At 45.6% G+C, this 11,097-nt stretch carries 16 protein-coding genes; 3 read left to right on the top strand and 13 right to left on the bottom strand.

Annotation, left to right across the window (positions count from 1 at the left end; translation table 11 throughout):
- Positions 1–213, top strand: a 213-nt coding sequence (locus TX77_RS14160) for a hypothetical protein (RefSeq protein WP_230198115.1), incomplete at its 5' end; no start/stop codon positions are given.
- Between the two features lie 446 nt (positions 214–659).
- Here the strand turns inward: TX77_RS14160 and TX77_RS10480 are convergent.
- The 11 genes from TX77_RS10480 to TX77_RS10430 all read right to left on the bottom strand — a co-directional run bounded on the left by TX77_RS10480 (position 660) and on the right by TX77_RS10430 (position 6,093).
- On the bottom strand, positions 660–953 hold the full coding sequence (locus tag TX77_RS10480; RefSeq protein WP_044505056.1) for a hypothetical protein: 294 nt from the start codon (positions 951–953) through the stop codon (positions 660–662).
- Positions 954–1,189: 236 nt separating this feature from the next.
- Positions 1,190–1,558 carry a 50S ribosomal protein L7/L12 gene (gene rplL, locus TX77_RS10475; protein WP_044505054.1) on the bottom strand — a complete coding sequence of 123 codons (369 nt, stop codon included), beginning with the start codon at positions 1,556–1,558 and terminating at the stop codon, positions 1,190–1,192.
- 61 nt (positions 1,559–1,619) lie between these two features.
- Positions 1,620–2,177 carry a 50S ribosomal protein L10 gene (rplJ, locus tag TX77_RS10470; RefSeq protein ID WP_044505053.1) on the bottom strand — a complete coding sequence of 186 codons (558 nt, stop codon included), beginning with the start codon at positions 2,175–2,177 and terminating at the stop codon, positions 1,620–1,622.
- Between the two features lie 175 nt (positions 2,178–2,352).
- On the bottom strand, positions 2,353–3,069 hold the full coding sequence (gene rplA, locus TX77_RS10465) for a 50S ribosomal protein L1 (protein WP_044505051.1): 717 nt from the start codon (positions 3,067–3,069) through the stop codon (positions 2,353–2,355).
- Between the two features lie 56 nt (positions 3,070–3,125).
- Entirely contained in the window at positions 3,126–3,551 is a 426-nt protein-coding gene (rplK, locus tag TX77_RS10460; RefSeq protein ID WP_044505050.1) for a 50S ribosomal protein L11, read from the bottom strand.
- An 89-nt stretch (positions 3,552–3,640) separates the two neighbouring features.
- Positions 3,641–4,180 (bottom strand): transcription termination/antitermination protein NusG, encoded by a 540-nt coding sequence (gene nusG / locus TX77_RS10455; protein WP_044505049.1) that lies wholly within the window; start codon positions 4,178–4,180, stop codon positions 3,641–3,643.
- Between the two features lie 15 nt (positions 4,181–4,195).
- Complete coding sequence (gene secE / locus TX77_RS10450) at positions 4,196–4,429, bottom strand: preprotein translocase subunit SecE (protein ID WP_044505048.1); 234 nt, start codon at positions 4,427–4,429, stop codon at positions 4,196–4,198.
- A 47-nt stretch (positions 4,430–4,476) separates the two neighbouring features.
- The gene (rpmG, locus tag TX77_RS10445; RefSeq protein ID WP_014015374.1) at positions 4,477–4,626 is read right to left on the bottom strand and encodes a 50S ribosomal protein L33; all 150 of its coding nucleotides are present in this window, start codon (positions 4,624–4,626) and stop codon (positions 4,477–4,479) included.
- Positions 4,627–4,839: 213 nt separating this feature from the next.
- A complete protein-coding gene (locus TX77_RS10440) occupies positions 4,840–5,196 on the bottom strand; it encodes an HI0074 family nucleotidyltransferase substrate-binding subunit (RefSeq protein ID WP_044505045.1) in 357 nt (118 codons plus the stop codon).
- Positions 5,197–5,405: 209 nt separating this feature from the next.
- Positions 5,406–5,591: a ferredoxin gene (locus tag TX77_RS10435; protein WP_044505044.1), complete on the bottom strand. Its 186-nt coding sequence runs from the start codon at positions 5,589–5,591 to the stop codon at positions 5,406–5,408.
- Between the two features lie 229 nt (positions 5,592–5,820).
- Complete coding sequence (locus tag TX77_RS10430; protein ID WP_044505043.1) at positions 5,821–6,093, bottom strand: heavy-metal-associated domain-containing protein; 273 nt, start codon at positions 6,091–6,093, stop codon at positions 5,821–5,823.
- Positions 6,094–6,313: 220 nt separating this feature from the next.
- Here TX77_RS10430 and TX77_RS10425 point away from each other — a divergent pair, with 220 nt between their 5' ends.
- Positions 6,314–7,690 (top strand): amino acid permease, encoded by a 1,377-nt coding sequence (locus TX77_RS10425; RefSeq protein WP_044505042.1) that lies wholly within the window; start codon positions 6,314–6,316, stop codon positions 7,688–7,690.
- Between the two features lie 220 nt (positions 7,691–7,910).
- Here TX77_RS10425 and TX77_RS10420 read toward each other — a convergent pair whose 3' ends face one another.
- Positions 7,911–8,558 (bottom strand): flavodoxin family protein, encoded by a 648-nt coding sequence (locus tag TX77_RS10420; RefSeq protein ID WP_230198114.1) that lies wholly within the window; start codon positions 8,556–8,558, stop codon positions 7,911–7,913.
- A gap of 171 nt (positions 8,559–8,729) precedes the next feature.
- On the opposite strand from TX77_RS10420, the gene TX77_RS10415 reads away from it, so the two are divergent.
- Complete coding sequence (locus TX77_RS10415; RefSeq protein ID WP_044505038.1) at positions 8,730–9,056, top strand: winged helix-turn-helix transcriptional regulator; 327 nt, start codon at positions 8,730–8,732, stop codon at positions 9,054–9,056.
- On the opposite strand, the gene eno is transcribed toward TX77_RS10415, so the two are convergent.
- Positions 9,047–10,342, bottom strand: coding sequence for a phosphopyruvate hydratase (gene eno, locus TX77_RS10410; RefSeq protein ID WP_044505037.1), 1,296 nt, complete (start codon positions 10,340–10,342; stop codon positions 9,047–9,049). The two genes, TX77_RS10415 and eno, sit on opposite strands and share 10 nt — an antisense overlap.
- Positions 10,343–11,097 lie beyond the last annotated feature (755 nt).

Raw genomic sequence — 11,097 nt, 5'->3', positions numbered from 1 at the left:
GCCAATAAGGTGTCCAAATTCATCACGCTTTCCGGTAGAAGTAGCGGTGCGGTCGCCTCCTATATTATGCGACTGAACCTAGTCAGGACGCCATCAAAACATAAGTTTCGATTCGCTTCTAATGCTTACTTATTACGGGATGAGATGTTTACTGACCATCAATTGAATTTGCCAATTAGCCTATTTAAAGTATCCAAAAAAGCCATATGCTAATAATAGTCACCATAGTACCAACTATGATTGATGATTTATACCATTTAATCACAGCTATTTCATGACGGGTCAAAGAACAGTGAGGCTTTAAATACTTTTTACGGCTTTTCATTTCATAGCCATAACAGATTATACTTAACCCATAGCATACAATACCTATTTTCTCCAATAGTGGAAAATACATAATATCCATAACATGGAGTATGCTTAAAAATGGTTCAAAGATAAATAAAAACAACGCCAGGCATCTCAAAAAAAGATTTTGTATATACATTCTATTTAAATCACGGTATATGCCTGCTGCGCAAAGAATTATAAAAAAAACAATTGCAATCCCTAAAACATATGGGTAGATTAAATATATAGTTCGTCCATCATAACCTAGCATTCTATTTTCCACGCCCCTTTTTATTTGGTACATCCTGCTTATTATTGTACTGCTGGCTCTAACCGGCTAAATCGGACAGGTCGGGCGTATTATTCGGCGGCATCATTGCGGCTTCTGTCACTCCAGAAGAAATACCCGGATTTTTTATTTGCGCCGTCGTGTATTCACCGATACCGTCTGTAACAATAACTTCTCCCGTTTTTCGATTCACTCTGTCATACCATGCATGGATACCACCCGGCAATACCCAATCATTTAGTTTAACCGTTTCCCCCGTATCATTGGCAGTACCAATAAGGTGGACAAATTCATCACGATTTTCGGTAGAAGTAGCGGTTCGGTTCTCTCCCATATAATAGTCTTCGTATCAGTCGCTGCTCCCGGGTCAATATCGTGAGATCCCGCAGGGCAACGTTCTGACCCTGTATAGTTTCGTCAACAATAGTTAAATTTCCTTTATTTTCCCGTATACTTTTTATCTGAATTAGGATGTTGCCCGGCACCAATGACTTCCAAGCTACCCGTATCTGATTATAGAACAAAAAAATCCCTGCAACCAGAGGTTGCAGGGATCGTAATCGAATCAACTTATTTGAGTTCGACCGTAGCGCCGGCTTCTTCGAGCTGAGCTTTGAGAGCTTCAGCGTCAGCTTTAGCAACGCCTTCTTTGACCGGTGCAGGAGCGCCGTCAACGAGAGCTTTAGCGTCTTTCAAGCCGAGGCCCGTAACTTCACGGACAACTTTGATAACGCCGATTTTTTTGTCGCCAGCAGAAGCGAGGATGACGTCGAATTCAGATTTTTCTTCAGCAGCAGCACCGCCAGCAGCCGGAGCCGCAGCAACGGCAACCGGAGCAGCAGCGGAAACGCCGAATTTTTCTTCCATGTCTTTTACGAGTTCGGAAAGTTCGAGAACGGTCATGTTTTCAATGGCCTGCATGATTTCTTCTTTAGTCATTTTGAAATACCTCCATAGTATCAGTTTTTAAGTTTGTTTTTATTAGTTATAGTAAGCTAAATTAAGCAGTTTCTTGTTCTGCTTTCTTAGCGCGTACAGCGTCAAGCACATAAACCATGTTGCGAATATTGCCCTGGAGTACGTTGACGAAGCCGGAGATCGGAGCCTGCATGCTGCCAACCAATTTCGCGAGAAGTTCTTCGCGGCTCGGCAAGCTTGCCAAAGCATCAACAGCTGCAGCATCAATTACCTGGCCGTCGACGATGCCTGCTTTTACAGACAGCGCTTCGGTCTTTGTTTCTTTGATGAATTCTTTCAGGATCTTAGCCGGAGCTACGGCATCTTCCGTAGAATAAGCGATAGCCGTCGGGCCTTCAAGAACTGCATCCAATGCATTGTAGCCGAGTTCGTCTGCAGCAATGCGAGTCAAAGTATTTTTGATAACTTTGTAGTCGACACCGCCTTCGCGGAACTTACGGCGAAGTTTCGTGACATCAGCAACGGTAAGGCCGGTGAAACCAACGAAAACAGCACCCTGAGCGGACTGCATTTTTTCTTTCATTTCTTCGACAACCGCGGCTTTTGCCGGGGAAACCGGATGATTTGCAAATGTGGACATGAGTTTGATACACCTCCTTGAATTAGGATTTATATCGTCTTAGCAATCAAAAACGGCCTCATGGACAAACCACGAGGCCGAACTAGTCAAAGTCAGATATCTGCTAGTTTCATAGCCTCAGATGGCGGACATAGTGTCCATTATACATACCTTCAGTCTACAGCTAAGAGAGATATTAATTTTCTTCTTTCTTGGCAGCACCTTTAATGCTGAACTGATTGATGTGAACGCCAGGGCCCATCGTGGAGCTAACCGTGATGGATTTGATGTACTGGCCTTTTGCGCCCGACGGTTTAACTTTGATGAGCGTATCAACCAAAGCCGTCAAGTTATCAATCAATTTATCTGCATCGAAAGACTTTTTGCCGATAGAGGAGTGAATATTGCCGGCTTTATCCGTGCGGTATTCAACTTTACCAGCTTTGCTTTCGCTAACAGCTTTTGCAACGTCCATCGTAACAGTACCAACCTTCGGGTTAGGCATGAGGCCTTTAGGACCGAGGATTTTACCGAGACGACCGACTTTACCCATCATATTCGGAGTAGCGATTGCTACATCGAATTCGAGCCAGCCACCCTGGATCTTTTCTACAAGATCATCAGCACCGACAAAGTCAGCGCCGGCAGCTAAAGCTTCTTTTTCTTTATCGCCCTGTGCAAATACGAGGACCGTCTTGGATTTACCGGTGCCGTGAGGCAGTACCAAGGCGCCGCGGACCTGCTGATCGGCGTATTTCGGATCTACGTTAAGGTTTACAGCCAATTCAACGGTTTCATCGAATTTAGCCGTATCCATCTTTTTCAAGATGTCAATTGCTTCTGCAACATCATACTGTTTCTGTTTATCGAACAGTTTTGCAGCTTCGGCATATTTCTTGCCTACTTTTGCCATGTTTCTTCCTCCTTATGTGGTTTAGCGGGTTACCCCTTCCACGGGCAGACAGTCGATTAGTCGACGATGTCGATACCCATGCTGCGAGCGGAACCTTCAATCATTTTCATAGCAGCTTCAACGTCGTTAGCGTTGAGGTCCGGCATCTTAGTCGTTGCGATTTCGCGGACTTTGTCGCGGCTCAATTTAGCTACTTTTTTCTTGTTCGGTTCACCCGAAGCTTTGTCCAGACCAGCTGCTTTCTTCAATAAGACGGCAGCTGGCGGGGTTTTCGTAATGAAAGTGAAGGAACGGTCTTCATAGACGGTAATTTCGACAGGGATGATGAAGCCAGCCTGTTTAGCTGTACGTTCATTAAATTCCTTTACGAATGCCATGATGTTGACACCAGCCTGGCCTAATGCAGGGCCAATCGGAGGCGCCGGAGTTGCTTTACCAGCTTCACACTGGAGTTTTACCATTCTTGCTACTTTTTTTGCCATGGTGAGTTACACCTCCTTACATTACAAGATGTGGTCAAACGAATCGTAACGATTCTCCCACTCGCGGCAGAAAGCCGCATTAGAAGTATTTATTCCAGACCCTTCTCGATTTGAGAATAGTCGACTTCTACTGGAGTTTCACGGCCAAACATATTTACGAGGCCTTTAACGGTACCTTTTTCTTCATTGACCTCCGTGACAACGGCGATACAATTTTCAAAAGGCCCTTCGGTAATGCGCACTTCTTCGCCAACTTCGACAGAAATGTGCGTTTTCGGTTTGCATTCTACTTCCTGTTTGCCCAGGATTCTTTCGACTTCCTTAGGTTCCAAGGGAATAGGTTTCGTAGCCGATCCGACAAAACCGGTGACACCGGGAGTATTGCGGACGACATACCAGGAACGGTCATTGACTTCCATTTCAATCAGGACATAGCCGGGGAATACTTTCCGTTTAACGGTCCGCTTTTTCCCGTCCTTTACGTCAATTTCGTCTTCCATAGGGATGAGGATTCGGTTGATGACGTTTTCCAAACCCATGGACTTGACCTTCTGTTCCAGCGTTTGTAGTACTTTATTTTCATAACCGGAATACGTATGGATGACATACCATTTCATATCTGCTTCCATTTAAGCACAGCCCTCCTATCCGACAGCAAGCTGGAATAACTTAAACAGCTGCGAGAACGCGCCGTCAGCCACACCAATGATTACCATTACGACGATGGTAGCAACAATGACCATAACCGTGTAGTTAATCAATTCCCTTTTTGTCGGCCAGATGACCTTCTTCATTTCTACCTTTACGCCAGATAAAAATGACTTGCCCGGGTTCTTCTTCTTATTCTTTTGTGCTGCTTTTTTAGCTGAAAGTGCCATATAACCTCTCACATCCAAATAAGATTAGCACAATCTTATTCAATCAATTATTTCGTTTCTTTGTGTAACGTTTCTTTTTTGCAGAACGGGCAGTATTTTTTCAGTTCCAAACGATCCGGATTATTCTTCTTATTTTTGTTCGTCCGGTAGTTGCGCTGTTTGCATTCTGTGCATGCCAAAGTGATAGCTGTACGCATTCCTTACACCTCTCTTAAAAATAGTCACAAGCCTAGTTGTACGTAAGACTGCCTTTATAATGTATCACAACAGCTACGTCTAAGTCAAGGAAATTTTTCTGTAACTTAAAAAAGCCAGGCGTTGGTGGACGCCTAACTTTTGTAATGATATCATCTTTTTCAACTTCCGTCAATACCTTCGTTTTAAATTTCTGCTGAAGGCGCCAATAAGGATTACAGTTCTTCCTGCAGCTGCGTTAAAGCCGGTACATAGGAATCCAAAATCCGCCGTACCCGGACATCGAGGGCATCTTCGCTGCCGAAACGCTCGCGAATCATAGCCAGCCACAAAGATTCATCGACAAAGAGGTACTGTTCATATGCCTCGGCAATAACTTCCTTCGGAGAGCCCATGGCAGACATCCCGAAGCCATCGCGCTTTAAGGCATCGCGAAAGACCGTCATCGCCAAGTCAAAGACGCCTTGATATAAATGGACGATGCCGTGGAGGATAAAAAGATTCGACAAGTCCTGCTGCTCGGCCTGCTGCAGCAATTGTAACTGTGCTGAAAAAGCCTGTCGCTCTGTCATCGTAAACCTCCTTCCAAACGCCAAAGAAGAGAAACGTCATGTCTTATATATAAGTATATATATATTATATCATATTCTACTTTATAAAAAAGCGAAAAGGGCTGCGCTGCCCTCTTATTACCGGGCTACAAAAAAGCACTGCCGGAAAACTCCGACAGTGCTTCTCTTCAAACCAAAAGTATATAAAGAGTATCGATCTTGAAACCGGGTTATGCTTCTTCAATGGCACCGGCCGGGCAGGAATTCATCGCGTCCTGAGCCGATTCATTCGTTGCTTCCGTAGCTTCAGCATAGGCTTCGGCCATACCCGTTTCATCGTTCATGCGGAATACTTCGGGACAAGTTCCGGCACAGAGACCACAGGCAATACAGGTATCGTTTACTTTATACTTCATAACAAATCACTCCTTTGTCCGAATCGTTACGATTCGAAATACTTGGACGGGTAAGTTAATCCTTACTGTGCTTATAGTATACCCGCCGACCGGCAAAAGAGCGGTTGCATTTCCAACAAAAAGGCAAAAAGACAAGCTTTATAGAAAAAGAATTTTCTTCCATGAAAGCCCATCATTTTAATGACATTTCGCTATATACTTTTAATCTTATGCATAAGATATTTGCTGATCAATTCGATTTTGGTATCGAAGAAACTTCCGTTGCCGTGTAGCCGGCGTTAACAATTGTTTTCAAAATCGCATCGTCGCTGACATCATCTCGGACGATGAGTTCCGCCTGACCTCGCATCAAATCAACTTTTACCTTTTCAATGCCATCGACGACCTTAAGGGCTTCGGTCACGTGTTTTACGCAATTTTGGCAGACCATACCGGAAATTGCAACATATTTTTTCGTTCCCTCTACCTTATCTCCGTGGAATAAATGACTAAAAAATCCCATAGTTGCTATATCCCCCTCTATGTTTTATTCAAAAGAAATAAATTCTCATCATCAATATTATAAGATGTTCTCGTCCAACTGGCAAGGTGGATATTGTATACACGATTCCATATGTTAAAATTATATTGACGATACCTATAAATCATAGTAAAATGAAATCAGCTAAAACTTTATCTTATTAAATGTTTTTGTTATTTTTATTAAAAAAGGATGTGAGTGTATGTCATTTTTTCGAACGAAGTCCGTATCCCAATTGCAAGAAGATGCAAGTAGCTCAAAGCTAAGTAAGAATCTTAGCGTCATGGACCTCACCTTCTTAGGTGTTGGCGGCATCATCGGGGCCGGGGTCTTTGTCTTGACAGGTATTGCCGCAGCTCGCTATGCGGGGCCTGGCGTTGCTTTATCCTTTGTCATCGCTGGTTTCCTCTGTATTCTCGTAGGCTTAACGTATAGTGAATTTTCATCCTTCATCCCTGCTTCAGGCAGTGTTTATTCCTATACCTTTGCTTCTTTGGGTGAAGGGATGGCCTTCTTATGCGGCTGGTCACTAATTCTGGCATATACCGTTACCGCCAGTGCCGTTGCCGTCGGGTTCTCCGGCTATCTATCGGGCATGAGTGCATCCTTGGGATTTGTCATCCCCGATTATCTGCTCAAAACACCGGCTGAAGGCGGGATCGTCAATCTGCCATCCATCATTATCATCCTTTTGCTCTGCGCGGTACTCATTCGCGGCACCAAACAAAGTGCCAAATTAAACTTTGCACTGATTCTCGTCGCTTTAGCAGCTATCGTCGCCTTCGTCGTCACGGCTGCACCGCATGCTAATCCCGATAATCTCTCACCCTTTACGCCTTTCGGTATTCGCGGCGTATTCAGCGGCGCATCGATCGTGTTCTTCTCGTACATGGGCTTTGACGCCGTTGCTACATCGGCTGAAGAATGTAAGAACCCGTCTCGTGACCTCCCCATCGGGATTATCTCTTCCATCGCCATTTGTATGGCCCTGTACATCGCCGTATCCCTGGCTCTGACAGCTGCCGTTAACTACACTCAGCTCGATACGCCGGAACCGGTTGCTTATGCCCTGCGTCTCCTCGGCTGGCCTGATCTTGCCAACCTCATCGCAATCGGCGTCTTAGCCGGTATCATTACGACCCTTATCGTTTACCTCTTCGGCCAGTCCCGTATCTTCTTTGCAGTCTCCCGCGACGGCCTCCTGCCGCAGCATCTCTGCAAGATTCATGATACGTACCACACACCGTACCTGATTACCATCGTTGGTTCGATCGTCATCGCCATCATCTCCGGCTTCGTCCCCTTGATGCACATCGTCGAATTATCCAACACCGGTACGCTGGCAGTATTCTTGATCAACTTCATCGGTATCGTCGCTATGCGCCGCAACCATCCGGAAATCCCGCGGAAATTCCGCTGCCCGATCCTTCCGATCATTGCTCCCATCGGCGTTATCGTCTGCTTCTACCTGATTTATGAACTGTCGCCGCTGACCCATATGCTCTTCATCGGCTGGCTCGTTCTCGGCTTGATCATTTACTACGGCTACAGCCGCAGCCACAGTCTTCTTAATAAATAAAGTTTAGCTTATCTCCCCCCTGGTAAGTCAGACTTTTGTACGATAGCTTTACCTTATTTCTTTAATCTAGTAAAGCGGTGCAAAAATAGTCTAATTTAAATCAGTATTATGACAAAACGGTTGCTGTCCAAGAGTTCGTCCCTTAGGATAGCAACCGTTTTGTTATGCAAAGATTTAACGCGGTTCCCTTATCGAGTCATATCACGCCTTAAGGTCAGCCTTAATGATTAAAATCGGTCCGATGGTCTGTTTCGATATGGTCGGCAAAAGTGCTTTCTGCCCCTTGTTTGGCAAAGCCCTTCAACATCCAAGCCATATTACGGCCGATATTGCGCATGGTCTGAAGACCTTCCAAGTCATTGCGAACTTCATCGGGCGTCATGCCGTGAACCATGTTCCAATACGTAGACGGAACGACAGGCATGCTGGCAATGCCAAAGTATTTGTTCAAGACATCGACAGCCGCTGTCGTACCGCCGCGGCGGGCCGAAACGATGGCAGCTCCCGGTTTGCCGGCAAAGACCGGATAGAGTTCCCCAACAGCCGACGAGTAAAATACACGATTCAAGAAAGACAAGATCTGACCACTCGGATGGGCATAATAGACAGGAGAGCCAAAGATAAATCCGTCGGCATCTTTAGCTTTTTCCAAAAAGCGATTGACGGCATCGTCGTTATCATCTTTAAAGATACAGCCCTGGCCGTTACACTTATTACAGCCGATACAGTCACGCATGGGTCGCGCCCCTAACTGGAAAATTTCATAGTCGACACCATTTTCCTTCAGCGTTTTGCCGACTTCCTCCAGCGCCGTACAGGTACAGCCATTGAGATGGGGACTTCCATTTACCATTAATACCTTCATCATTCGTTCCTCCTATTCTAATGCACGAAACAACGTGCTCGATGCTCTCATTATTATATGGACCGAAGATCAAAAAATCAACAATGCACTATTAAGTAAGGTACTATCCCAAAGGGAAGCATTGACTTCATTACTCTCTTTTTGTATCATTCTAATAGAAAGGAGTGTATAACGATGGACGAAAAATTGGCAGCAGTCAATGTCGAACCTTTTGCCTACGCCTGTTCCTTATTCAACGGAAAATGGAAAATGCACATCCTCTTTTGGCTGTGGAAAAAAGAAGTACTGCGCTATGGCGAACTAAAAAAAGCCCTGGGAAAGGTAACACACAAAATGTTATCCCAGCAGCTCAAGGAAATGGAAGCAGACGGCATCATTTATAGAAAAGAATATCCCCAGGTGCCGCCCAAAGTAGAATATGGGCTGACAACACTGGGGAAATCTCTTATGCCTATTTTACAGCAAGTTTGTACGTGGGGACAAGACCACTATCAGCGCTGAATACCGAAGGCCTGGAATCCGGGATAAATCCCTTTTCCGCCGAGTTCGTCTTCGATCTGCAGCAGGCGATTGTATTTGGCGACGCGTTCACTGCGGTTCGGTGCGCCCGTTTTAATCTGTGCCGTATTCAAAGCGACGGCCAAGTCTGCAATGGACGTATCTTCCGTTTCACCGGAACGGTGGGATACGATAGCCCGGTAACCGGAACGGTGAGCCAATTTAATGGCTTCCAGCGTTTCCGAAACGGAGCCGATCTGGTTCAATTTAATGAGGATAGCGTTGCCGCTGCCCTGAGCAATACCTTTGGCCAGGCGTTCCGTATTGGTAACGAATAAGTCGTCACCGACGAGCTGCACGCGCTGTCCCAAAGCCTCGGTCAGTTTAGCCCAGCCTTCCCAATCTTCTTCGTCAAGACCGTCTTCGATGGAGTAGATCGGATATGCATCGGACAGTTTCTTCCAATGAGCGATTAACTCATCCGTCGTGAAGGTCTGACCGCTCTTGGGCAGATGGTACTGGCCCTGTTTTTCGCCTTTCCATTCGCTGGCAGCTGCATCAATAGCCAATACGAAATCCGTACCCGGTTTGTAGCCGGCTTCTTCGATAGCTTTCAGGATGTACTGAATAGCTTCTTCATCGCTGGCGAGATTCGGAGCAAAACCGCCCTCGTCACCGACGGAAGTAGCCAGGCCTTTGCTCTTCAAGAGGGCAGCCAGTGCATGGTAGACTTCAGCGCACCAACGGAGGCCTTCATGGAAGGAAGGAGCGCCGGCCGGCATGATCATAAATTCCTGAACGTCAACCGTGTTGGCAGCATGAGCCCCGCCATTTAAGATGTTCATCATCGGTACGGGCAGGTAATTGCCGTTAACGCCGCCTAAGAAACGATGCAGGGGGATATCCAACGAAGCGGCAGCCGCTCTGGCAGTAGCCAAGGATACGGCCAAAATCGCATTGGCACCTAAACGGGATTTATCCGGCGTGCCGTCAGCATCGATCATCAATTTATCAATGCCATAGGTATCAAAAGGATCCTGTCCTTTCAATACGTCCTGCAATACCGTGTTGATGTTTTCAACGGCTTTGGTTACCCCTTTGCCGCCATAACGGCCCTTATCGCCGTCTCGAAGTTCAAGAGCTTCAAACTGGCCTGTCGATGCGCCGCTGGGAGCTGCGCTGCGGCCTACTGTGCCGTCAGACAAAATAACGTCAGCCTGTACGGTGGGGTTACCGCGAGAGTCCAAAATTTCACGACCAACAACTGCTTCAATACGAATGTTCTTCATTATTCAAAGCCCTCCTCTATATACATAAAAAATTAAGTAAATTCTATAGTGCTATTTAATTTGGTTATATTATACTATAGATGTCATGATTTTGCATAGTACTTTTTGAGAATCTTTATTATTATAAAATCAATACCGATGAAGTCTCGTTTAAAATAGAGGGAAATATGCATAAAAAAAGAGCACCGGCATTTGCCGGTGCTTCTTTCATTTTAACGGTGACGGATAGATTTTTCGACAAGATTGACGCGAAAACTTTCGGCGTTTACAGGTTTAGCTCTTATGTCGCGGACGGAAACATCAGGATGGGAGATGACAGCATCAATGGATTCAAACAAAAATGGTAGCTTGGCATCTGTATAAAAATCTGTTTCTTAATGATTCTGTAATTCTGCGTAATTTTATCTTAAGGAATGGTTGGTAGTTCTGACGGAGGCTGTACGGAATTTTAAAAGGCGACACATAGATCTGACAACGGCAGTCTCGTTGTCTTCGGCATCCGTCAAAAAAAGCTGCTTCGAGACTCCCCCACCCACTCCGAAGTCAAGCTTCGGAGTAAGCGATTCAGTCAATTTTATGCGTCGCTTTCGGCTTCCATCGTTTAAAACACCATATTTCTGAGTCCTTTAAGCTAGTCACCTTACGGCTTCCAGCCCGGGATTTATCTGATTCCAGATTCCCTTACCCACTCCGAAGTTTCACTTCGGAGTAAGCGACTCACGAAGGTTTATGCGTCCCTTCGGTCCTTTAAACCT

The organism is Megasphaera massiliensis, assembly GCF_000455225.1.
Lineage (GTDB): Bacteria > Bacillota > Negativicutes > Veillonellales > Megasphaeraceae > Megasphaera > Megasphaera massiliensis.
The sequence above is the reverse complement of the archived record's forward strand: the minus strand, read 5'-3'. Positions and strand labels throughout refer to the sequence as shown.